Raw genomic sequence first — 22,764 nt, forward strand, 5'->3', positions numbered from 1 at the left:
GGAACGCCGCGCTGAACCATTTGTATTTCATTGCGTCCCTCCTAGAACCGGAAATAAATAAAGGGGTTGAACGTGCCCGCCGACAGGTTCAGCATACACAGCAAAAGCAGCGCCAATGCGCCGGCAAAGCTCCATTTTCCCCATTTTTCTTCAAACCTTTTGACCACGGGAGCACAGAGAATCAAGGCGAAAATCAGTGAAAATACGAACGCAGGCGTTAAAAATGAACAGACAGTCGCTGTTCCCAGCCATGCCGTGCCTCCCGTGAACATTGCCGCCAGCATCGCGCCCGCCTGCGGCAGTGTGTCAGCGCGAAACAGCACAAACCCCAGAACGACGACCAGCATCGTGTAGAGCCTGCCATACCATTTACCGCGCAGCTTGTCCGCCGGAATGGCCCCGCAATCCTCGAGCACGGAAAACAGCCCGTGCCACAGGCCCCAGAGTACAAAATTCCAGCTCGCGCCGTGCCACAGGCCGGTCAGGAAAAAGACGAGAAAACGGTTTGCCCAAGTGCGGGCCGCGCCTTTCCGGTTGCCGCCCAACGGGATATACAGGTAATCGCGAAACCACGTGGAAAGCGAAATGTGCCATTTGCGCCAAAACTCCTTGATGGTGGTCGCGGTATAGGGATAATTGAAATTTTCCCGGAAATGAAAGCCGAACATTCTGCCCAGACCGATCGCCATATCGCTGTAGCCGGAAAAATCGAAATAGATCTGCAGGGTGTAGCAAATTGCGCCTGTCCATGCGGCAAACGCGCCGATCCCGCCCGCCGGGAGCGCAAACACCGCGTCAGCCATCTGCCCTACAGCATTGGAAAGCAGCAGCTTCTTCGCAAGGCCGCAGATAAACCGGCGGATGCCCAGCGCCGTACCCTCGGGCGTAGCCGTGCGGTTATCGATCTCGTGCGCGATATCGTGATATTTCACGATCGGGCCCGCGATGAGCTGCGGGAAAAACGAGATATAGAGCAGCACCTTGGAAAACGAACGCGACGCCAGCGTGCGATCGCGATAAACGTCGATCACATAGGAAAGCCCCTGAAAGGTAAAAAAGGAAATGCCGATCGGCAGTGCGATCCCGGAAAGCGGCAGCGACAGGCCAAATGCCTGATTGACTGTTGCCAGCACGAAATCCGTATACTTAAATACGCTGAGCAATGCCAAATTTCCGGTGACCGCCAGTGCCACACCCACTTTGCGCCGCCTGCCCGCGGCCAGTAATCCACAGCCGAAATTCAGGCCGACCGAGACGAGCAGCAGCGCCAAGTAGGCCGGCTGGCCAAACGCATAGAAAATCAGGCTGGCTGTGAGCAGCAGCGCGTTTTTCGCTTTCTGTCCCTTGATGCACCGATCCAGTAGCAGAATGGCCGGCAGAAAGAAAAACAGAAAAATTGCCGAACTGAATACCATGGTTTTGATTCCTTTTTCTCTTTATTATGCCAGTATTTATCCGGTTTTACTCGCTTTTGTATAGTTTGCCGCCGCGATGCCGCCGCTGACCAGCACCAGCGCGGCCAGATTGCGCAGCGTAAACACCTGCTCGCCAAGCACCAGCGCGGAAAACAGCGCTCCGAAGATCGGGATGCAGAAGCCGAACAGCGCAACCTGGCCGACCGGGAACTTGCCTAAAAGCGCCGTCCAGACCGTGAATGCGGTCGCCGACAGCACAACCATATAGGCGAGCAGTGCTACACCGCCGGGTGTGACCGCGCCAAGAGCGCCGCCCCGCAGCGTCGCGCCGATGAGCAACAGCGCACCGCCGCCTGCAAGCTGCCAGCCCGTAAGCAGCATCGGGTCACGCCCGGGCGTGACAATGCGCGACACCAGCGCGCCCGCGCCCGCCGAAACCGCCGAAACGAGCACCAGCGCGTCGCCCCATGAAAAGCCTCCCAGCCCGCTGCTGTTCAGGTTCAAAACCAGCACTCCCGCAAAGCCGAGTGCACACCCGGCGGCTTTTCCTTTGGTAATTTTATCGTCTTTCAGCAGAAAATGAGCCAGCAGCACAGAAAAAAACGTCTGCGTGCCCGACAGCACCGACCCTTTGACCCCGGTGGTCTGCGACAATCCGATATAGTAGCAGATATACTGGATAACCGTCTGAAACATACTGAGCCCTGCGATCGGCACCAGTTCATCCCGCCGCGGCAGGATTCGGCGGCCTTTTATCCGTGCGGCAACCAGCACCAGCAGGCCTGCGAGCAGAAACCGCCAGCCCGCAAAAACGAGCTGTGCATAATAGTCCCCCGCGGCGACAGCAAACAGCCGGTATCCGGTTTTCACGCACGGCGCCGCACTGCCCCATAAGGCTGTGCACAAAAGCGCCGGGATATATAATTGACGTGCAAGATGGGTTTTCCGTTCCGTCATTTCCCTGTTCCCCCTTTATTTCACTGTGCGAATTATATCATTTTTTCTCTCCCCCCGCAACAGAGAGGTTTATGGGACAGTAAATCCGGTATGATACAAGCAAGAGGTGATAAATATGATCTATACCTGCATGCAAAAAGGCTGCCACTATACATTTATCGGCAGTGAACGCATCCGCCGCTGCCCGGATTGCGGCAAAAAACACGTCCGCCCGGCGACCCATGCCGAACGCGCCGATTATTTCCGCTACCAGACTGATGCGGTGCGCAAGCGTTCGGGCTGAGACACAGCAAAAGGCCTTCCGATTCCCGGAAGGCCTTTCACATGCTGGATTCACTTGTCATTTCCATACTCCTTCAGGCAGGCAGGGCTGCCGTAATTTCAACATTACTTGGCAGCGCGGCGCGCCTTCTTGGAAACATTCGACTTGACACGGCCCGCGTCCAGATCCATCATACGGGCGGCAACCAGTTCGTCAAAGAAACCCTTAAACATGTTATCATCTCCTTTCCGTATTTGAGGCTTTCCTTTGCCTCTGTCATTATCATACACGGAATAGTAGGAGATAGCAAGCGGCAGGTTTTATGAATCTGTCACAATATACATCAGATTATTTTGTGCATATTCAACATCGCTCATTTACACTTTGTACATATATAAACATCTCAATATGGATATTATGCACAGCGTTTCATCGATATTCTGCCGCCAATCTTTCAAACAGCGGCAGCGCGCGGCGGATGGTATCGGTTTGCACGCAATATGAGATGCGCATATGCCCGGGCGCACCGAAATCCGAGCCGGGCACGACCAGCAGATCGTATTTCTTCGCGCGCTCGGAAAACGCCGTGTCGTCTGCCTCCAGCGTACGGGGGAACAGATAGAACGCCCCGTCCGATTTGACGCAGGTGTAGCCCATCGCGGTCAGGCCATCATAGAGCAGCCTGCGATTCTCCGCATAAACGCTGAGGTCGGCCGTCTGTCCGGCGCATTTGGCCGCCACCTGTTGGAACAGGCTGGGTGCGCACACATAGCCGAGCACTCGTCCCGCGCCGCAGACCGCTGCATATAGGTCGGCGCTGTCAGTCGCTTCCGACGGCACCAAAATATACCCAATGCGCTCACCGGGCAGCGAGAGCGATTTGGAATAGGAATAGCAAACGATAGTGTCCTGATAAAAATGCGGCACAAACGGTACTGTTAAGCCGTCATAGACGATCTCCCGGTAGGGCTCGTCAGAAACCAGATAGATCGGATGGCCGAACGTCTTGCTCTTTTGTTCGAGCATCGCGGCGAGCGCACGCAACGTGCCCTCAGAGTATACCGCGCCCGACGGATTGTTTGGCGAATTGATCACGACCGCCTTGGTGTGTACGGTCAAGCGCGCCTCGAGCGCGTCAAAATCAATCTGGAAATCCTCGATGCGCGGCGGCACGACCACGCATTTTGCCCCCGCCCCGCTCTCGATAAAACAGCGGTATTCCGGAAAATACGGCGCGAACAGCACAAATTCATCGCCCGGACAGCTCAGCGCCTTGAACACAGCCGACAGTGCGGCCGCCGCGCCAGCCGTCAGATATAGGCAGTCCGCCGTATACCGCGTGCCAAAACGCCGGTTCAGCGAATCGGCCAGCGCGGCGCGCGCAGCCGCGTCTCCCTGCGCGGAGGTGTATCCATGCAGTCGCACCGGATCCTCGTCCACTAGCTCGAGCAGCGCCTGCCGCACCGCGTCCGGCGCAGGCACGTTCGGATTGCCAATCGAAAAATCGAAAACATTTTCCCGCCCAACCTCAGCCGCGCGGCGGTTTCCATATTCAAACAATTCCCGGATGGTCGAGCGCCGTTTGCCCAGCGCCGCCATGCTTTCTGACAGCATATTGTAAAACCTCCCATCGATTTGTTTATTATAGCACACCGGCAAAGCGCTTCGCAACCACGGCAGCAGAAAACCCGCTGTCGCAAAAGCGACAGCGGGTTCATTTTTTCTCATTTTGTGCTGAATGCTGCCGAAGCAGAGAAGTTTTTAGTAGTTTTCAGCCTTTACCTGGAAATATGCCTGCGGATGCGCGCAAACCGGGCAAACCTCAGGAGCCTGCTTGCCAACCACGATATGACCGCAGTTCGAGCACTGCCAGACCGCGTCGCCGTCCTTGGAGAAGACCAGCTTGTTCTCCACATTCGAGAGCAGCTTAAGGTAGCGCGCCTCGTGCTCCTTCTCAATCTCGGCGACCTGCTCAAACAGGAACGCAATGTCCTCAAAGCCTTCCTCATGCGCTTCCTTGGCAAAGGTCGCGTACATATCGGTCCACTCGTAGTTCTCGCCCTCGGCAGCCGCCTTCAGGTTGGTCGCCGTGTCGTCGATCCCGCCGTTGAGCAGTTTAAACCAGATTTTGGCGTGCTCTTTTTCGTTTGCAGCGGTCTCCTCAAAAATGTTGGCGATCTGGACGTAGCCATCCTTACGCGCCTTGGATGCAAAATACGTGTACTTATTGCGGGCCATGGATTCGCCTGCGAACGCGGTCTGGAGGTTTGCTTCGGTCTTGCTGCCCTTTAAATTTGCCATAATACATTCTCCTCACAAAATAGAATTTCAAAGACGGCGTCGGCCGTCTGGTTGACAGGTTACTTGCCGCGGCACGCCGCGCACACGCCCTCAAATAGAATCTCATACCGCTCGACCAACACGCCCGAAGCGTCCTCGACCTGGTCGATCAAATCGGAGAGATATGGCATCTGCACATCGTATACCGCGCCGCAGTGGGTACAACGAACATGATAGTGCTGCTCCAGGTTAAAATCAAAACGATCCGCGCTGTTCGGAATCGGCACGCGCTGAATCACCCCCTGCGCAGCCAACTGGTTCAGGTTGCGGTAAACCGTCGCCTTGCTGATCGAGGGATGCTCGCCCGCCACCGCTTCATAAACGGTTTCCGCGGTCGGATGATCGTGCATACTCTGCACCGCGCGCAGCACGATCTGACGCTGGACAGTATTACGGGTCTGCATAATCTCACCCACTTTCTAATTAGGAAGTTTTATTAATTGAGATTATACCCTCTTTTCCCTACCTTGTCAAGTATTCCCCGAAAAAAACTAAAAAAACCGTCTCCGCAGCATTGGAGACGGTTTTTTATCATGAATTTGCCGTAGCGTCCATCCAGCATTCCTGCAGACGGGACCAAAGCTCCCGATCGTCCACTGCCTCCGGATTATAACGGATGCGCAGCATCGGCGTTTTTCCCTTGATCAGGTTGAGCTCAATATCCGCGCCGCTGTTCTCTGTCATTAGATTGGCGAACAGTACCTCGGACAGCCTGGGCGTCCGGTAGCCGACAAACCGAATGCCCGCCTTTTCCTGATGGCGCGCCAACTCGGCGAGCTGGCTAATCGTTTCGCCGTGGCTGTTATCGTCCGCGATCGCGACGAGCACCACCCCATCTGCGCGGGCAATCAAACGGCTATCCGGCCACATTTCGCCCATGCGGCGCAGCACCGTTTTGGCAAAGCGGCCTTCGCCCTCGCCATCCCCCAGAATGACGGCAGCCGACATCCCCTCCAGCAGCGCGGTCATGGCGCGCGCCATCACACAGCTCGTTTCCTCATTATAAATCCGTGCCGACAGGACATATTCAGCTTCGCTGCCCGCGTCCAGCGTGCGCCACAGGTGCCACCCCTCACGCGTATCAGTCGTAATTTCCCATTCATTTTTTATCTGTATCGCTTGGCTCACAACGAACACTTCCTTTTCCCCAAGGGTTCCCAACATGGCATTTCCCAAAATGTTTCGTTCATTTTATCACAATTTTCCAACATTCTTCAATGCCTCTTGGGTACTTTTGGTAAGTTCGTCCTTTCTTTTTCAGCCAATGCCCTAAATATGGAAATTTTATTGTGCATCTTTGCCACTGCCTTGCGGTTTTTTCTCACGCTGATAGGATGTTTTTATCCGGTATGCGCCCTTCCTTTGTGGATTCTGCCGCCCCAAATACAAGGCGGCAATTGAAAGCGACCGCCAAACGCTAGCGGCCGCTCCTGTTCAAATTACATAAAGAAAGACCATGAGGTAATGGCACACACTGCCCGCGATCACGAATAAATGGAACAGCTCGTGAAAGCCGAGTGTTGCGCCCAGGTTGGGTCTTTTTGCAATATAGATGATGCCGCCCAGCGTATAGGCCACGCCGCCCGCCGCCAAAAGCGCGATTGCCGGCGTGGGCATCGACAGCACCACGTTGAAATCCGCCACAATCGCCCAGCCCAGCAGCAGGTATAAGACCGTGCCGAGAAAACGCGGCGCGTCGATCCAGAGCAGCTTGATCGCAATACCTGCCAACGCGATCACCCAGATAACGCCAATGAACACATATGCGCGCGGGTGCTGCATAAAGCGCAGGATAATCGGCGTGTAGCTGCCCGCGATGAGCACATAGATCATGCTGTGATCCAGCTTTTTCAGCCGCTTTACGATGGCGTCCCCCCTGCCGGAAAAATGATACACGCTGCTGGCGGAATACAGCGCGATCAGCGACAGGCAGAACACAACGGCCGCCGCGGCCATCTGGCCAGATACCGTGCTGTCGCACAGCAGACGCACCAGCATGAGCAGCAGGCCAATGCCGGACAGCACTGCACCGACAAAGTGCGAATAACTGGAAAACGGCTCTCGGGCTTTCAAAAACGCGCGGGGCATATCGATTTCCTCCTCAGATCATCAGAAGTGGTTTTCAAAACTACTTTATATCATCTATCATACTACATTCCCCATATATTGCAAGAGGGAATTTGTAAATTTATTGTTGCCAAGTTTACAAAAAAATACACCCGCCTTAAAGGCGGGTGCAGAAAATGCTTATGCCGTGACCTGCACGGTCTGCGATGACGGGTCCCAGTCCACGCGGAAGCCGCAGAGGTCGCCCAGACTGCGCAGTTTATAAAAGGTGCTGCCGTCGATGTTGAACGCCGCGACCATGCTGGCCTGATAATCGGCCACGGTTGGTTCGGTGACCGACTGCACCTGCTTGCTGCCCGCCGGGAGCGGTGCAAGCTCATTGCCGCGCGGAGTATAGGCGGAGAACGAAATCAGCTCGACCCGTCCCGCCTCGGAATTCCAATTGACCGAAAATTCGCTCGTCGTGCCAGCAAGCAGCTTCGCCACGTCGCGCACGCGCACATAGTTGTTGCCGTTAATATTATAGGCCGGCAAGCTGGCCTCCGCGCCGTTCACTGAAACGCGCGCGAGTGCAGGCGCCGCACGTTCGCTCTGCCGCAGCAGAGACGACACCGGGTTGTCCATCATGATCCGGTAGCGCGGCAGGCGGTGCAGGCCGTTTGAGATATCGGCCACCGCGCCGTTGGTCAGCGTACTGACGCGCACGCCGTTCTGATTTAAAAGCTGCTCCATCCATGCGTCGTAAGCGCCGAACGGATAGGAGAAATAATTCACCGTCTGCTGCCCTGTATACTGCCGGATCATCGTCAGCGCGTTAGTCAGATCTGCGCCGACGCGGGCATTGTACGCGCTCTGCGTTTCGCCCCGCAGACGCATCACGCCGTTGACGCCGTCGGGGGCACCGTTGCCGCCGTATTGCGGGTTATGCAGGTTATAGGTATGCGAGCCGATCTCTATAATGCCGCTGTTCGCCATTTCATAGATCTCGTCCCATGTGAGTGAGTGACGATCGTCCGACGCGAAAGAGCTTGGCTGCATATTGTAGGCGACGACCGAGATCACCGCCTTCATGCCGGTCTGCTGCAGCGTCGGGTAGGCGTAATCGTAGTTCGAGCGATAGCCGTCATCAAAGGTAATCATCACCGGCTTGTCCGGCATCTCCCGGGCGCCGCTCTGGATATCGATCAGGTCGGCAGGCAGCAGCGCGGTGTATCCAAACTGCTGTAAAAACTCCATGTCCCAGCGGAAACGCTCAGCGGTGATCGTCATGCTGTTCGTCGCCGCCGCATCGTCGGTCAGGTCATGGTACATCAGCACGGGCACCTTGCCGCCTGCCGCCTGTGCGGCGCAGGAGGCGGCCATCACCCCACAGCACAGCACCGCGCAGATTATTTTTCGCAGTTTACATCTCATTGAAAATCTGTCCCCTTTTCATTGCTTTACAGTATAACACCGTTTGCCCTTTCTGTCCACCCGCTTGCGCCTGTCCGGCCGATAGGGTATAATGTGTAAGAAACGAGGTGAACGTTATGCCCCTCAAGGCTTTGATCGACGAAGTGTTTTCCGACCGGGACATCGCCCCCGGCGACGTGCCACGGCTCGACCTTTATATGGATCAGGTGCTCGCGCTGTTTGAGGACGGCTTTTCGGATGAAAAGCGCGCGCCCGAGGACAAGCTCTTGACCAAAACCATGGTGCACAATTATGTCAAAGAAGGCCTGCTCACGCCCGCCAAGGGTAAAAAATACACGCGCCAGCAGATCATGCAGCTGCTGTGCGTCTACCATCTCAAGCAAGCGCTGCCGCTCAGCGATGTAAAAGCGCTTACCGGGCGCAGCGATGTGGATTTTGAAGCTTGTTACGGACGGCTTCTGTTTGCCAAGGCGCGCACACGCGAGCTGATCCCGCCGCTGCTGCTCGAGCACCTGCCGGATGACCCGGCGGGCGATCCTGACGCGCGGCTGTCCATCTGCCTCGCGCTCTCCGCGATCTCGACCTATATGCGCCGCCTTTGCGAACAGCTCATCGACCACGCGCAGCCCTGATATTTCGCCACTGTTTTGGAGGGAACCCGCTATGTCTTTGGAAAAAGCAAAAAAGCATCTGGCCGCGTTTGGCGCGGAAAGCCGGATCCTTGAATTTTCCGTTTCGTCCGCGACCGTCGAGCTCGCCGCCGAAGCCGCCGGGTGCGAGCCCGCCCGCATTGCCAAAACGCTCTCGTTCCAGACTGAGGGCGGCCCCATCCTGATCGTTGCCGCGGGCGACGCCAAGGTGGATAATCAGAAATATAAGGCGCGCTTTGCCTGCAAGGCCAAAATGCTGCCTGCCGCTGAGGTCGAATCCCAGATCGGCCACGCCGTCGGCGGGGTCTGCCCATTTGGCGTGAACGAGGGTGTGACCGTCTATCTCGATCAGTCGCTGCGCCGCTATGAGACCGTGTTCCCCGCCTGCGGCACGTCCAACTCCGCCATCGAGCTGACGATCGGGGAGCTGGAGCGTTTTTCGGGTTTTGCCGGCTGGGTCGACGTATGCAAGGGCTGGGAATAAATGCTTATCTCGATCGCACAGTTTGCCGCCGCCGCGGATAATACGCAAAATCTTGCCGTGATCGCGCGGCTCGTGCAAAAGGCCGCGCAAAGTGGCGCGCGCATGCTGCTGCTGCCGGAATACAGCATGTTTTATGCCGTTTCCGGCCAAAAAGCGCGGTTTTCTGCCGCCGCAGAGCCGCTCGACGGCCCCTTTGCTGCCGCGCTTTCTCAGCTCGCGCAGCAGCATGGCGTCTGGCTCGCTGCGGGGCTGTTCGAGCGCGCGGACGCAGGTCTCCCTTATAACACCGTTGTACTGTTCGACGATACCGGAACGCTCTGCGCGCAGTACCGCAAGCGTCGCCTGTTTGACAAGGGTGTGATCCGCGAATCGGACGCATGCCGCGCGGGAGAACAACCGTTTGCGCCGGTCGAGACCCCGGCTGGAAAGCTCGGCATACTGACCTGCTACGAACTGCGTTTCCCCGAAGACGCCCGCCTGCAAGCGTTAGACGGCGCGGCGCTTTTATATGTTCCAGCCGCCTGGTTCGACGGGCCGCACAAAGCGCTGCAATGGCGTACCCTGCTCGCCGCGCGCGCCATTGAAAACCGCATCCCGGTTTTCGGCGTCACGCAGAACACCCCCGGCCTGTTCACAGGCTGCTCGGCTGCCTTTTCGCCCACAGGCGAAACGCTGGGCGACCTTGGACGGGATGGAACGCTACTCACCATCAAGCTTTGAAAGAGGAAATTATGATGCAATTCGACCCCACCCTATATGTCATCACCGACAGCACCTACCACACGGCGGACAGTCTTCTGGACACGGTCGCTGGCGCGTGCGAAGGCGGTGCGACGCTCGTCCAGCTGCGCGAGAAAGATGCAGGCGGCCGCGCGTATCTGGAGCTTGCGCAGCGCGTCAAGGCTGTGACCGACCGCCACGGCGTGCCGCTCCTCATCGACGACCGCGTCGACGTCGCGCTGGCGTGCGGCGCGGCGGGCGTGCATGTCGGCGCGGACGATCTGCCGGTCGCCGCCGTGCGCAGGCTGCTCGGTCCGGACAAGATCGTCGGAGCAACAGCCAAGACGGTTAATGCGGCTTTGGCCGCATGGAAAGACGGCGCATCCTATCTCGGCACGGGCGCGATCTTTCCGACCACCACCCACGTAACGACCAAGATCACGCCGGTATCGACGCTGAACGAAATCTGCGCGGCCGTGCCCATCCCGGTCGTCGCTATCGGCGGGCTGAACGCGGACAACCTTTCTGTGCTGCACGACAGCCCTATTGCGGGCATTGCCGTCGTATCCGCCGTGATGAAAGCGGACGAACCGTGCCTCGCCGCACGCCAGCTCCGCGAGCAGGTGCTGGCGATGAGAAAGAGGTAATCCCACATAGGGGAACTGTCGGACGCCAGAGCCATGCTTACAGATTCTTGCAATTCCCACAAGCTATCAAAAAGAGCCAGCCCCCAAAAGGGCTGGCTCTTTTCTCTGGCTTTCTCAGGAGGTATAACCCATTTCGAGCGGGCTGTCGTATACCTCATGCCCGCTTTCGAGCGGGTTCCCGTCCACATTAATCTGCACCTTGTCCACGCCGCGCGCCTGTGCAAACGTGTTGACCAGCGCGTAGACCAGCATGGTCTCGCCCGCCGTGCCGCTTGAACGCACAGCGTTGCCGTAGACCGCGTTCATATCGAGCGTCAGCACGCCGTCGGCCTCGCCCGACGACTGCACCTCGACGCCTGCCGGCAGCGCGCCCATTTCGATCAGCGCGTCGACCAATGCTTGGTCGGAATCGTCCTTTGCCTGCGCACCGACTGGCGTGAGCGTTTCGCCCTGTTCGTCAGGCACGTAAACGACGACCGGCTGCGGTTCCTCCTGCCCTGGCTGTGGCTCGGTGACCGGCGGGTTCGGCTCGGGCGGTGTGTCCGGCTCAGACGGGCGGGTCGCAAAATACACGCCAACACAGGCAGCTATGGCCAGCAGTATGGCAACAAGAATGATCCAAATGCGTTTATTCATGGCAGACGCCTCCTTTTGCTACCCTATTCTACCATATCTGACGGGTTTGATACAAGTGTTGTTCCCGACTCTGCTTGACATCCGCACCCTGCACGCGATAAGATACCAGTGTACAGTCGTAACACCTACATATGGACGGAGGGCTTTTATGAACTATGAAATCAAAGGCGGTGTGTTCCCGGTCGTCGTCTGCCAGCTGGCGGATGGGGAAAGCATGATCACTGAAAAAGGGTCGATGGTCTGGATGTCGCCCAACATGGAAATGACCACGACCGGCGGCGGCATCGGCAAGATGTTCTCCAAGGCGCTTTCAGGCGAAAGCATGTTCCAAAATATTTACACCGCGCATGGCGCGGGCTTTATCGCGTTCGGTTCGAGCTTTCCCGGCAAGATCCTGCCGCTGCAGATCACACCCGGGCACGAAATGATCCTGCAGAAAAACGCGTTCCTCGCGTCCGAGTCCGGCATTGAGCTTTCCATCCATTTCAATAAAAAGCTGGGCGCGGGCGTTTTCGGCGGCGAGGGCTTTATCATGCAGCGCCTTTCCGGTTCGGGCACGGCGTTTGCGGAGATCGACGGTGAGCTGGTCGAATACGAGCTTTCCGCCGGGCAAAAGCTGATCGTTGACACCGGCAACGTCGCAGGCTTTGAAACCGGCGTACAGATTGATATTCAGCAGGTGCCCGGCATCAAAAACAAACTGCTCGGCGGCGAGGGCCTGTTCAACACCGTGCTCACCGGCCCGGGCAAGATATGGCTTCAGACCATGCCGATCTCCGGCGTTGCCGGCGCCATCCGTCCCTACATTCCCACAGGAAACGGCTGATCCTACGAAAAAAGCTCCCGCCAAACGGCGGGGGCTTTTCTTTTTTTACCGCAGCGCGTCTTTCATGCGCCGCACATATGCGGCTACCTGCGGTACGCAGTCCGCGCCATATTCCCCGCACAGCTTAACAATCGCCGAACCGACGATCGCGCCGTCCGAAACAGCCGCCATTTCTGCCGCCTGCTCCGGGGTCGAAATGCCGAAGCCGACCGCGCACGGGATATCGGTCGACTGCCGCACCAGCCCAACCATCGCGCCGATATCGGTGGTGATGCTGGAGCGCACGCCGGTCACGCCGAGCGAGGACACGCAGTAGACGAACCCGCTCGCCTCACGGGCGATCATTGCAATGCGTTCGTGTGAGGTCGGCGCGATCAGCGAAATCAGATCCAACCCATGCGCCTTGCACAGCGGATCAAATTCGCCTTTTTCCTCGAAGGGCAGGTCGGGCAGGATCAGGCCGTCCATGCCAATCTCCGCCGCGGTCGAAATAAACTTTTCCGCGCCGTAGGAAAATATAACGTTCACATAGGTCATAAACACCATTGGAATGTCGGTATTCTTTCGGATGCGGCGTACCATATCGAAAATCCTGTCGGTCGTTGCGCCGCCTGCGAGCGCGCGCACGTTCGCCGCTTGTATGACCGGCCCTTCGGCGGTCGGGTCGGAAAACGGGATGCCCAGTTCGATCAGGTCGGCTCCCGCATCCGCCATGGCATAGACGAGCTGTTCTGTCACGTCGAGCGACGGGTCGCCGCAGGTGATGAACGGGATGAACGCTTTGCCGTTCGCAAAGGCTTGCTGGATGTTACTCATGGATTTCCTCCCCCCGGTAGCGCGCGATCGCTGCACAGTCCTTATCGCCGCGGCCCGAAATATTGATCACAATGATCTGGTCTTTTCCCATCTGCGGAGCGAGCTTCATGGCGTGCGCGACCGCATGTGCCGATTCGATCGCCGGAATAATGCCTTCGGTGCGGCTGAGGTACTCGAACGCCTCCACCGCCTCGTCATCCGTGACGGCCACATATTCCGCGCGGCCGATGTCGTGCAGGTGCGCGTGCTCAGGGCCGATGCCGGGATAATCGAGGCCCGCCGAAATTGAGTAAACCGGCGCGATCTGGCCGTACTCATCCTGGCAGAAATAGCTTTTCATCCCATGGAAGATGCCGAGCCGCCCGGTCGCAATGGTCGCGGCGGTCTCCGCAGTGTGAACGCCGCGGCCCGCAGCCTCACAGCCGATCAGCCGCACCCTCTTATCCCCGATAAAGTTGTAAAACGCGCCGATGGCGTTGGAGCCGCCGCCCACGCAGGCCATGACCACGTCGGGCAGCCGCCCCTCCTTTTCCATACACTGCTCCTTGATCTCCCTCGAGATGACCGACTGGAAATCGCGCACGATCGTTGGGAACGGATGCGGCCCCATGCACGAACCAAGCACATAATGCGTGTCTTCGATGCGCGAAGTCCACTCGCGCATGGTTTCCGAGACCGCATCCTTGAGCGTGCCCGTGCCGCTGTCCACCGGATGCACCTCGGCGCCCAGCAGCTTCATGCGGTATACGTTGAGCGCCTGCCGCACCGTGTCCTCGCGTCCCATAAACACCTCGCACGAAAGCCCCATCAGCGCGGCCGCCGTCGCCGTCGCCACACCGTGCTGCCCCGCGCCGGTCTCCGCGATGACGCGCGTCTTTCCCATTTTTTTGGCCAGCAGCACCTGTCCGAGCACGTTGTTGATCTTGTGTGAGCCTGTGTGGTTGAGATCCTCGCGCTTGAAATAAATTTTCGCGCCGCCGAGATCGGCGGTCATATGCGCTGCGTAATATAGGCGCGAGGGGCGTCCCGCGTATTCATCCAGCAGCTCTGCCAGTTCCCGGTTGAAATCCGGGTCGTTTTTATACCGGTCATAGGCCTGTTCCAGCTCAATGACCGCGTTCATCAGCGTTTCGGGCATGTATTGTCCGCCGTGCACGCCAAAGCGTCCTTTACTCATTTGTTGTCTCTCCTTACCAGTTCTGCAATGCGGCGCATTTTGACAGGATCCTTGACCCCATCCGTTTCGATGCCGCTTGATAGATCGAGCGCGTATGCGCCTGTCTGAAGCGCCCGTCCGATATTGTCCTCGTTTATGCCTCCCGCGAGAAAAAACGGCTTGCCGACCTTGCCGATCAGCGACCAATCGAACTGCCGGCCGCTGCCGCCGTAAGCGCGTCCGGCACAGGCGTCGAGCAGCAGAAAGTCCGCGGGCAGTGCTTCCGCCCGCTCGATATCGGCTCTGGTGCGCACGCGCGCCGCCTTGCCGATGGGCGCGTCCGTCAGCACTCGCAGACGCGTGATATAGGCTGCATCCTCGTCGCCGTGCAGCTGGATCATCTGAATGATGCCGTCCCGCGTGAGCGCGGCAATATGCGCAGGATCATCGTTCACAAACACGCCGACCGTTTGAATTTGGGGGACGAGCCGCGCCCGCAGCCGCGCCGCCTCCCGGTCAGACACGCGGCGGCGGCTCTCCGCGAACACGAATCCGATATAATCGGGCAGCGTTTCATTCGCGGCGGCTATGTCCTCCTCCCGCGTCAAGCCGCAGAATTTCAGCTTCATCCCGCCGCCTCCCGCAGTTTTGCAAGCGCTGCTTCTTTATCGTGCGACCGCATCAAATACTCCCCGACCAGCACCGCGTCCGCGCCCGCGGCCCGCAGCGCTTTTACGTCCTCTGGAGAAGACACGCCGCTCTCCGCGACGAAAACCGTGCCCGCGGGCGCGTTTGCCCGCAGCCGCGCCGCGTTTGATAAATCGACCGAAAAATCCTTCAGGTTCCGGTTGTTCACTCCGATCAACCGCGCGCCCGCTTCGACCGCCGAGCCAATCTCGCCTGCGTCGTGCGCTTCGACCAGCGCGGACAGACCGAGCGTTTCGCAAATGGCGAGGAATTCTTTGAGCTTTTCCGTATCCAGCAGCGCGCAGATCAGCAGCACCGCGTCCGCGCCCATCGTTTTGGCTTCGTAAATCTGATACGGGTCGACCGTGAAATCCTTACGCAGCATGGGCACATCAACCATCAGGCGAATTGCGCGAAAAATCTCATCCGAACCGAGAAACCATTTTGGCTCGGTCAGCACAGAAATACAGTCCGCGCCCGCCTCCTCATACTGCATAGCCGCAGCAAGGTAGTCGCAGTGCGGGTCGATGATCCCCTTGGAGGGCGAAGCTTTTTTGACCTCGCAAATAAATGAAAGCCGCTTACCCGCGAGCGCTTTCTCAAACCGGAAATCGCCGCGCGGCAAAGCCTCCGCTCTTGTCCGGAGCGCTGCCAGCGGTTCCTTTTCCTTGGCCACCGCGACGCGCTCCCGCGCATAGTTTGCCAGATCGTCCAAAATCATTGGGACACCTCCTGCGTCGCCCGGATAAACTGCGTGAGTTTTTCATAAGCCGCGCCGCTGTCGATCAGCTCGGCCGCGCGCGCGATACCGTCCGAGAGTTCATAGCCGTCGATGCCGAGATAGAGCGCCAGACCCGCGTTCAGCAGAATGATATCCCGCTTGGCTCCCTGCTCTCTGCCCACCAGCACATCGCGCGTGATCTGCGCGTTTTCCGCCGGGCTGCCGCCGCGCAGGTCGTCCACCGTGCAGGGCGAGAGACCGATATCCGCGGCGGTAAATTCATATTCGTGCAGCTTGCCAAACCGGATTTCGCAAGCTTTGTTGGTTCCGGAAAGGCTGGCCTCGTCCATGCCGCCTCCACAGACCACCATGCCGCGCGTCACGCCGAGGTTTGCGAGCACCTGCGCCATCGGCCTGACAAGCTTTGGATCATACACGCCCAAAAGCTGCATGGTCGCCCGTGCCGGGTTGGACAGCGGGCCAAGCATGTTGAACAGCGTGCGTTCGCCCATGCCCTTGCGCACAGGCGCAACATTTTTCATCGACTTATGGTATCCCTGCGCGAACAGAAAGCAGATGCCGGTGTCGCGCAGCACAATCTCATTTTGTTCTGGGGTCAGGTTCAGCACAACGCCCAGTTCCTCCAGCACGTCCGCCGCGCCCGACTTGGAGGACACCGAACGGTTGCCGTGCTTGGCGACCGGCACGCCGCCTGCCGCCGCGACGAATGCCGCGGTCGTAGAAATATTGAACGAACCGACCTCGTCCCCGCCTGTGCCGACAATGTCCATCACCGCGCCCCTGGGCTCGATGTGCGCGCCTTTTTCGCGCATGACCTCGGCGCAGGCCGTGATCTCGGTGATGGTCTCGCCTTTCATGCGGAGGGCGGTCAAAAGCGTCGCCATTTCAACCTCGCTCGCCGTGCCCTCCATCATCTGTTCCATGGCCGCGCGGGCGGTCTGATAATCCAGATCGCGGCCATTAATGGCCTCGTGTATCGCTGTATGCATCATATATGTTTCCTCCTCAAAGGCTCAAAAAGTTTCGCAAGATCACACCGCCCTGCGGCGTCAGGATAGATTCGGGGTGGAACTGCACGCCGTAAACAGGCTTTTCGCGGTGCCGCACGGCCATGACTGCGCCACCTTCGTCCTCCGCCAGCACACGCAGACAGGCGGGCAGCGTATCCACCTTCGCGGCCAGCGAATGATACCGCGCAGCGGTGATCGTTCCCGGCAGCCCGGTAAACAGCGGGTCGGTGTTGTTCACCCGAAGCAGACTGGCCTTACCGTGCATCAGCCGCTCCGCGTGCACGATCTCCGCTCCATAGGCCTCGCAGACCGCCTGGTGTCCGAGGCACACGCCCAAAATCGGGATAAAGCCGCCCAGTTTCCGGACGATCTCCTCACAAATACCCGCGTCTTTCGGATATCCCGGCCCGGGCGAGAGCAGGATGTGCGAGGGGTTCAGCCCATCGATCTGCCCGATGGTCAGCGTGTCGTTGCGCGCCACGCGGATATCCGGCTCGACAGCAGCCGCCTGCTGGTACAGGTTGTAGGAAAAGCTGTCATAGTTATCAATCAAAAGTACCATCAGCCGTCCACCTCCGAGGCGCGCTCAATCGCATCGATCACGGCGCGCGCTTTGTTCGCGCTCTCCTGATATTCGGTCGCAGGCACCGAATCTGCCACGATGCCGCCGCCCGCCTGCACAGTCACCGCGCCGTTCTTCCTAGCCGCCATGCGGATGGCGATGCAGGTGTCCATGTTTCCCGCCAAATCGAGATAGCCGAGCGCGCCGCCGTACACACCGCGCGGCGAAGGCTCCAGCTCCTCGATGATCTCACCCGCCCGGATTTTAGGCGCGCCAGACAGCGTGCCCGCAGGCAGCACCGCCTCAATGGCGGATAGCGCGTCGCAGTCCTTGCGGATGTCGCCCTCCACCTGCGAGCAGATGTGCATGATCTTGGAGTAACGGTGGATCATCATATATTCGGTTACCCCGACCGAGCCGACCTTAGAGACGCGCCCCAAGTCGTTCCGTCCGAGATCGACCAGCATGTTGTGCTCGCTCAATTCCTTTTCGTCTTGCAGCAATTCTTCCTCCAGCGCCTTATCCTCGGCGGGCGTCGTGCCACGCGGGCGCGAGCCCGCGACCGGGAAAGTCGTCAGCTTGCCATCCTGCAAGCGCACCAGCGTTTCGGGAGACGAACACATGATTTCATCCCCGTCCGCCGAAAAAAACACCATGTACGGAGAGGGGTTGGTCGTGCGCAGCACGCGGTAAGCAGAAAGCAGGCTGCTTTCATACGGCGCGGTGAACTGCCGCGACTGCACGGCCTGGAAAATATCGCCGTCGTAAATATGCGTCCGCGTTTTCTCCACAATGTCCGCATACTGTGCCTCGGTCATATTGCAGGTGAACTGCGGGTTTTCGTCCGCTTTCAGCGGCGGCAGCGTGCTTTGGTCCGAGACAAGCGCGGCCATGGCTTCCAACTCGGCGCACGCTCTGCCGTAATTTTCAAGCACGTTATCTGTCTTCATGTTGACGATGAGCACGATCTTCTGTTTGAGATGATCGAACACGATCACCTTATCGAAAAGCATCAGGTCGAAATCATCCCAGCCGTTCCGCTTGATGGAAAGCGACGGCTCGGCGTATTCGAGCATCGCGTAGGCGAAATAGCCGACAAACCCGCCCGTGAACGGCGGCAGACCCTCGATACGCGGCGAATGGTACCGCGCGAGCACCTCGCGCAGCACGTCCAGCGGCTTTTTGGTCTCCACCGTGCGGTTTTCCGCACCTTCGAGCGTCACTCTGTCGTTTTTGCAGGTGGCACGCAGAACCGGGTCAAATCCCAGAAAGGAATACCGCGCCCATTTTTCGCCGCCCTCGACGCTTTCGAGCAGGAAAAACCGGCTCGACTTGGCTTGCAGCCGGCGAAGCAGCCGGATCGGGGTCGTCCCGTCGGCATATACCTCACGGCTGACCGGAATGACCGGATAGGCTTTGGAAAGCGATAAAATCGTGTCCGTATCTGGCGTTATCATATGTATTCCCTCCAAAAAAGCAACAAAAAAAAGCTCTTGCCCTCACGATGAAACATTCATCATGGGACAAAAGCCGAAACTTCTGCGGTACCACCCAAATTGGCGCGAAAAACGCCCGCTCTGCAGCACGCTAACACGCGCCCTCCCTTGGTAACGGCGGGAACCCCGTCAGCGCCTACTTCCCGGAAAGCCGGATTTCGGGCTGCCCTCACAAGTCCATTCGGAACGTCTTTCGCGGCCATCCTCTCACCAGCCGGACGGCTCTCTGAACGCGCGGTGCTCGTTCTTACTTACTCTTGCTCTGCGGTTTTTCTTGTTCTGTTGGTAGTATATGCCGTGTTTAAGAATTTGTCAAGATGTTTCTTTTGTAATTTTTCTCGCAATGAGAATCACTCATCTTTCACGCGGCCCTTTTTGCGCTTTTTGACAGCTTCCGTCAACAAAAATTCGATCTGCCCGTTGACCGAGCGGAAATCATCCTCGGCCCAACGGGCGATCTCATCATACAGAGAGGCGGAAAGCCGCAGCGGCACCTGCTTTTTTGCTTTTTCCTTGTCCGCCATGGCGCTCCGCCTCCTTTCTTTTTCTTATTTTAATAGATACTGCCCGAGTTTACAATAGGTTGCGCTTCCTTATTCGCGCAAAGCACGACCATCAGGTTGGACACCATCTGCGCGCGGCGTTCGTCGTCGAGCTCGCACACCTCTTTTTCCGAAAGCTGGCCGAGCGCCATCTCCACCATGCCGACCGCGCCTTCGACAATCATCTTGCGCGCGTCGATCACCGCAGACGCCTGCTGGCGCTGCAGCATGGCCGCCGCGATTTCGGGAGCGTAGGCCAGCGTCGTGATGCGCGCTTCCTCAATTTTCAGACCAGCGCACGAAACACGCTGCTGGATCTCCTCGGCCAGCACTGCCGCGATCTCCTGCGAAGATCCGCGCAGGCTCTTTTCGTCGCCTGACTCGGATACGTCATATGGGTACAAGCGCACAGTGTTTCGCAGCGCCGCGTCGCTCTGGATGGATAGGAACTCGCGGTAGTTATCGACCGCAAACACGGCCTTAGCCGTATCCTCGATGCGCCAAATGACCGCGATGCCGATGATGATGGGATTGCCGAGAAGATCGTTGATCTTCTGCTTGTCGTTGTTGAGCGTCATGGTTTTGAGCGACAGCTTTTTGCCCATTGCAGCAACCTTCATCGCTTTGCTGGCCGCACCCTTTTCCTCACGTGCAACCGCGTCGCTTGCAACAGCGTTTGCTACCTCGGCCGCCGGGTTTACCGCCGAACAGAACGGGTTGACAAAAAAGATGCCCTCGCCCTTGAGCGTGCCGACGTACTTACCGAACAGCGTCAGCACCAGCGCTTCGTTGGGTTTTAATACCTTAACGCCCGCAAACAGCAGCCAGCACGGCAGGCACCAATAGAAAATGCATACCACTAGCAATGCAACGCCCAATCCGACCGTCTGCCCGCCGTCGACTAAAAAAGCGCCCCAGACGATGCCCGCCACCGCCGCGATCATCAGCAGAATATTCAGCATCAGCACCGCCAGGCCGTTTGGCGCTTTCAGGAGTCTCTCCTGATACAGCACTTCGTTCTTCTCCATGATTTATCCCTCACATTCATATCAATTTGATATCATCATAATACATCCTCCCTACCCCTTTGTCAACAACTATTTTTGAAAAAAAGAACGCCCCTCCCGGAGCGTCTGTGCTATTGAAAAATGTCCGGCAGTAGCAAATCGTGCCGCGGCACACGATCCCACGAAAAACCGCCGATCAATTCGCGCGCCGGAACCGGCTCCGGCCTGTCCGTCAGTCCGGCGGCGCACGCCAGCGCGCCAACAATTCGCTCCGGGGAAAAGCGCTCCCGCAAAAGGCCCAGATCAAGATCCTCATCCCGTTTGGAGAGCCGCCTGCCGTCATGCCCGCACAGCAGCGGGATATGGATATAATCCGGCGGCGTAAATCCCAAAAGCCGGTGAAGCCAGATTTGCCGCGGCGTGGACGAAAGAAGATCGCTGCCGCGCACCACCTCGGTTACGCCCGAAAGCGCGTCGTCCACCACGACCGCGAGCTGATACGCAAACACCCCATCCGACCGGCGGATGATAAAATCACCGCACTCCCGTGCGAGATTTTCCCGGTACGCTCCGAACACACCGTCCGTGAACACGATTTCCTCATCTGGAACGCGCAGACGTGTGGCGGGCGCGCGAACCTTTTTCTTTTCGGCTGCTTCGTCCGGCGTAAGATCCCGGCATGTGCCCGCATAAACCACCCGGCCGTCTGACAGGTGCGGCGCGGAGGCCGCGTGCAATGCCGCGCGCGAGCAAAAGCACGGATACAGCAGCCCTATTTCACGTAAAACCGCCTCATATCGTTCATACAACGCTGTGCGCTCAGACTGGTAGGGTACTTCCCCGTCCCAGTCGAGGCCGAGCCACCGCAGATCGTCCAGTATCAGCCCTGCAAAACTGCGGGGACAGCGCATCTCATCCAGATCCTCAATGCGCAGCAGGTACCGCCCACCCTGCTTCCGCGCGCTCAACCACGCCAGCAGCGCACACAGCACGTTGCCCAGATGCATGCGCCCGCTCGGGCTGGGCGCAAACCGTCCGACCGCCGCGTTTCCCATGCCAAACACTCCTTTTCATTGGCGTTCGCTTATAGTATACTATAAAAGACAACGAAAGGGGAGAACTTTCCATGAAAAAAAGAATCGTCTGCCTGCTGTTTGCGTGCCTGCTTACCGCCTCGGCATGCGGCAAGCAGCCGGCGGCGTTACCGGATGCGCCTTCTGATTCCGCGCCGCAAACGGCGCCTGAAGAGCCGCCCGCCGAACCCACGCCCGACCCGGCAGAAACCTACGTGGATGACCTGACGCTCGAGGAGCAGATCGCGCAGATGTTTTTTGCGCGCTGCCCCGAAACAGACGCGGCCGCGCTCGCTGGTCAGTACAACATCGGCGGATATATTTTGTTCGGCCGCGATTTTGAGGGGCAAACGCCCGATTCCGTGCGGGAAACCATCGCCTCCTATCAGGCCGCCGCTAAAACGCCCATGCTGATCGGCGTGGACGAGGAGGGCGGAACGGTCGTGCGCGTCAGCTCCAACCCGAATTTCCGCGCGGCCAAATTCCATTCCCCGCAAAGCCTATATGCCGAGGGCGGTATGGAACTTGTTGTCAGCGATACCAAGGAAAAGGATGAACTGCTCAGCAGCATCGGCGTCAACGTCAACCTCGCGCCCGTGTGCGACGTATCGACCGACGCGGGCGACTTCATTTTCGACCGCTCGTTCGGGCAGGATGCGGCTTCGACCAGCGAGTATGTCCGCGCAGTCGTCATCCAGATGTCGGAGGACAACATGGGCGCGGTACTCAAGCACTTCCCCGGCTACGGGAACAATATCGATACGCATACCGGTATCGCGGTCGATGACCGACCGCTCGAAACGTTCCGCGAAAACGATTTTAAGCCGTTTCAGGCGGGCTTCGGCGCGGGCGCGGGGTCGGTGCTGGTCTGCCATAATATCATGACCGCGGTCGACCCCGACCTGCCGGCCTCGCTCTCCCCCGCCGTGCATGAGCTTCTGCGCGGCGAGCTGGGCTATCAGGGCGTGGTGATGACCGACGACCTCATCATGGACGCGATCACCGAATATACCGACGGGGCGGACGCCGCCGTGCTCGCTGTGCAGGCCGGAAACGATATGCTGATCTCCAGCGATTTCGTCACGCAGTATCAGGCTGTGCTGGACGCGGTGTACAGCGGCTCGCTCTCCAAGGAGCAGATCCGCGAGTCCGCCGTGCGCGTCGTGCGCTGGAAAATGGTTTTGGGGCTGCTGTAAACTTTTTTTGAAACCGCTGCAACCAATCGGCCGCGTCCTGCGTAATGGATAGTGTATAGG

The 22,764-nt window shown here is 58.4% G+C and carries 26 protein-coding genes and 1 other annotated feature; of the genes, 7 read left to right on the plus strand and 19 right to left on the minus strand.

Annotated features, from left to right (window positions below; translation table 11 throughout):
- Positions 1–41: 41 nt before the first annotated feature.
- Positions 42–1,415 carry an MBOAT family O-acyltransferase gene (locus SO058_RS10210; protein WP_320842895.1) on the minus strand — a complete coding sequence of 458 codons (1,374 nt, stop codon included), beginning with the start codon at positions 1,413–1,415 and terminating at the stop codon, positions 42–44.
- A 36-nt stretch (positions 1,416–1,451) separates the two neighbouring features.
- Positions 1,452–2,372 (minus strand): DMT family transporter, encoded by a 921-nt coding sequence (locus SO058_RS10215; RefSeq protein ID WP_320842896.1) that lies wholly within the window; start codon positions 2,370–2,372, stop codon positions 1,452–1,454.
- A gap of 115 nt (positions 2,373–2,487) precedes the next feature.
- On the opposite strand from SO058_RS10215, the gene SO058_RS10220 reads away from it, so the two are divergent.
- On the plus strand, positions 2,488–2,655 hold the full coding sequence (locus tag SO058_RS10220; protein WP_320842897.1) for a hypothetical protein: 168 nt from the start codon (positions 2,488–2,490) through the stop codon (positions 2,653–2,655).
- Positions 2,656–3,063: 408 nt separating this feature from the next.
- Here SO058_RS10220 and SO058_RS10225 read toward each other — a convergent pair whose 3' ends face one another.
- The 6 genes from SO058_RS10225 to SO058_RS10250 form a co-directional block, all read right to left on the minus strand.
- Positions 3,064–4,248 carry a pyridoxal phosphate-dependent aminotransferase gene (locus SO058_RS10225; RefSeq protein ID WP_320842898.1) on the minus strand — a complete coding sequence of 395 codons (1,185 nt, stop codon included), beginning with the start codon at positions 4,246–4,248 and terminating at the stop codon, positions 3,064–3,066.
- Positions 4,249–4,395: 147 nt separating this feature from the next.
- Positions 4,396–4,935, minus strand: a complete 540-nt coding sequence (gene rbr / locus SO058_RS10230; protein WP_320842899.1) for a rubrerythrin — start codon at positions 4,933–4,935, stop codon at positions 4,396–4,398.
- Positions 4,936–4,994: 59 nt separating this feature from the next.
- Positions 4,995–5,378, minus strand: coding sequence for a Fur family transcriptional regulator (locus SO058_RS10235; RefSeq protein ID WP_320842900.1), 384 nt, complete (start codon positions 5,376–5,378; stop codon positions 4,995–4,997).
- Between the two features lie 127 nt (positions 5,379–5,505).
- Positions 5,506–6,102 (minus strand): hypothetical protein, encoded by a 597-nt coding sequence (locus tag SO058_RS10240; RefSeq protein ID WP_320842901.1) that lies wholly within the window; start codon positions 6,100–6,102, stop codon positions 5,506–5,508.
- A 306-nt stretch (positions 6,103–6,408) separates the two neighbouring features.
- Positions 6,409–7,062 carry a PAQR family membrane homeostasis protein TrhA gene (trhA, locus tag SO058_RS10245; protein ID WP_320842902.1) on the minus strand — a complete coding sequence of 218 codons (654 nt, stop codon included), beginning with the start codon at positions 7,060–7,062 and terminating at the stop codon, positions 6,409–6,411.
- Between the two features lie 159 nt (positions 7,063–7,221).
- Positions 7,222–8,454: a polysaccharide deacetylase family protein gene (locus SO058_RS10250; protein WP_320842903.1), complete on the minus strand. Its 1,233-nt coding sequence runs from the start codon at positions 8,452–8,454 to the stop codon at positions 7,222–7,224.
- A 116-nt stretch (positions 8,455–8,570) separates the two neighbouring features.
- Here SO058_RS10250 and SO058_RS10255 point away from each other — a divergent pair, with 116 nt between their 5' ends.
- From SO058_RS10255 to thiE, 4 genes are read left to right on the plus strand one after another with little or no spacing between them, the layout of a single operon-like run.
- Positions 8,571–9,086, plus strand: coding sequence for a DUF1836 domain-containing protein (locus tag SO058_RS10255; protein ID WP_320842904.1), 516 nt, complete (start codon positions 8,571–8,573; stop codon positions 9,084–9,086).
- A gap of 31 nt (positions 9,087–9,117) precedes the next feature.
- On the plus strand, positions 9,118–9,588 hold the full coding sequence (locus SO058_RS10260) for a YbaK/EbsC family protein (protein WP_320842905.1): 471 nt from the start codon (positions 9,118–9,120) through the stop codon (positions 9,586–9,588).
- A complete protein-coding gene (locus SO058_RS10265) occupies positions 9,589–10,308 on the plus strand; it encodes a nitrilase-related carbon-nitrogen hydrolase (RefSeq protein WP_320842906.1) in 720 nt (239 codons plus the stop codon).
- A gap of 11 nt (positions 10,309–10,319) precedes the next feature.
- Positions 10,320–10,955: a thiamine phosphate synthase gene (thiE, locus tag SO058_RS10270; protein ID WP_320842907.1), complete on the plus strand. Its 636-nt coding sequence runs from the start codon at positions 10,320–10,322 to the stop codon at positions 10,953–10,955.
- Positions 10,956–11,069: 114 nt separating this feature from the next.
- Here the strand turns inward: thiE and SO058_RS10275 are convergent, their stop codons facing one another.
- The gene (locus SO058_RS10275; RefSeq protein ID WP_320842908.1) at positions 11,070–11,591 is read right to left on the minus strand and encodes a GerMN domain-containing protein; all 522 of its coding nucleotides are present in this window, start codon (positions 11,589–11,591) and stop codon (positions 11,070–11,072) included.
- 148 nt (positions 11,592–11,739) lie between these two features.
- Here SO058_RS10275 and SO058_RS10280 point away from each other — a divergent pair, with 148 nt between their 5' ends.
- Positions 11,740–12,417 (plus strand): TIGR00266 family protein, encoded by a 678-nt coding sequence (locus SO058_RS10280; RefSeq protein ID WP_320842909.1) that lies wholly within the window; start codon positions 11,740–11,742, stop codon positions 12,415–12,417.
- 45 nt (positions 12,418–12,462) lie between these two features.
- Here the strand turns inward: SO058_RS10280 and trpA are convergent, their stop codons facing one another.
- The 10 genes from trpA to gluQRS all read right to left on the minus strand — a co-directional run bounded on the left by trpA (position 12,463) and on the right by gluQRS (position 21,490).
- Positions 12,463–13,233 carry a tryptophan synthase subunit alpha gene (gene trpA / locus SO058_RS10285; protein ID WP_320842910.1) on the minus strand — a complete coding sequence of 257 codons (771 nt, stop codon included), beginning with the start codon at positions 13,231–13,233 and terminating at the stop codon, positions 12,463–12,465.
- On the minus strand, positions 13,226–14,410 hold the full coding sequence (trpB, locus tag SO058_RS10290) for a tryptophan synthase subunit beta (protein WP_320842911.1): 1,185 nt from the start codon (positions 14,408–14,410) through the stop codon (positions 13,226–13,228). The genes trpA and trpB overlap by 8 nt, the downstream gene beginning before the upstream one ends.
- Entirely contained in the window at positions 14,407–15,018 is a 612-nt protein-coding gene (locus SO058_RS10295) for a phosphoribosylanthranilate isomerase (protein WP_320842912.1), read from the minus strand. The genes trpB and SO058_RS10295 overlap by 4 nt, the downstream gene beginning before the upstream one ends.
- Positions 15,015–15,797 (minus strand): indole-3-glycerol phosphate synthase TrpC, encoded by a 783-nt coding sequence (gene trpC / locus SO058_RS10300; protein ID WP_320842913.1) that lies wholly within the window; start codon positions 15,795–15,797, stop codon positions 15,015–15,017. The genes SO058_RS10295 and trpC overlap by 4 nt, the downstream gene beginning before the upstream one ends.
- The gene (gene trpD, locus SO058_RS10305; protein WP_320842914.1) at positions 15,794–16,810 is read right to left on the minus strand and encodes an anthranilate phosphoribosyltransferase; all 1,017 of its coding nucleotides are present in this window, start codon (positions 16,808–16,810) and stop codon (positions 15,794–15,796) included. The genes trpC and trpD overlap by 4 nt, the downstream gene beginning before the upstream one ends.
- Positions 16,811–16,823: 13 nt before the next feature.
- Entirely contained in the window at positions 16,824–17,390 is a 567-nt protein-coding gene (locus SO058_RS10310; RefSeq protein WP_320842915.1) for an anthranilate synthase component II, read from the minus strand.
- Positions 17,390–18,847: an anthranilate synthase component I family protein gene (locus SO058_RS10315; protein ID WP_320842916.1), complete on the minus strand. Its 1,458-nt coding sequence runs from the start codon at positions 18,845–18,847 to the stop codon at positions 17,390–17,392. Before SO058_RS10315 ends, SO058_RS10310 begins: the two co-directional genes overlap by 1 nt.
- Positions 18,848–18,906: 59 nt before the next feature.
- Positions 18,907–19,160 (minus strand) — a binding site (T-box leader).
- 76 nt (positions 19,161–19,236) lie between these two features.
- The gene (locus tag SO058_RS10320) at positions 19,237–19,410 is read right to left on the minus strand and encodes a ribbon-helix-helix domain-containing protein (protein WP_320842917.1); all 174 of its coding nucleotides are present in this window, start codon (positions 19,408–19,410) and stop codon (positions 19,237–19,239) included.
- A gap of 29 nt (positions 19,411–19,439) precedes the next feature.
- Entirely contained in the window at positions 19,440–20,456 is a 1,017-nt protein-coding gene (locus tag SO058_RS10325) for an SPFH domain-containing protein (protein WP_320842918.1), read from the minus strand.
- A 110-nt stretch (positions 20,457–20,566) separates the two neighbouring features.
- The gene (gene gluQRS / locus SO058_RS10330) at positions 20,567–21,490 is read right to left on the minus strand and encodes a tRNA glutamyl-Q(34) synthetase GluQRS (RefSeq protein WP_320842919.1); all 924 of its coding nucleotides are present in this window, start codon (positions 21,488–21,490) and stop codon (positions 20,567–20,569) included.
- A gap of 71 nt (positions 21,491–21,561) precedes the next feature.
- Between gluQRS and SO058_RS10335 the strand changes: the two genes are divergently transcribed.
- Positions 21,562–22,704: a glycoside hydrolase family 3 N-terminal domain-containing protein gene (locus SO058_RS10335; protein ID WP_320842920.1), complete on the plus strand. Its 1,143-nt coding sequence runs from the start codon at positions 21,562–21,564 to the stop codon at positions 22,702–22,704.
- Positions 22,705–22,764: the final 60 nt, after the last annotated feature.

The organism is Agathobaculum sp. (assembly GCF_034098985.1).
Lineage (GTDB): Bacteria > Bacillota > Clostridia > Oscillospirales > Butyricicoccaceae > Agathobaculum.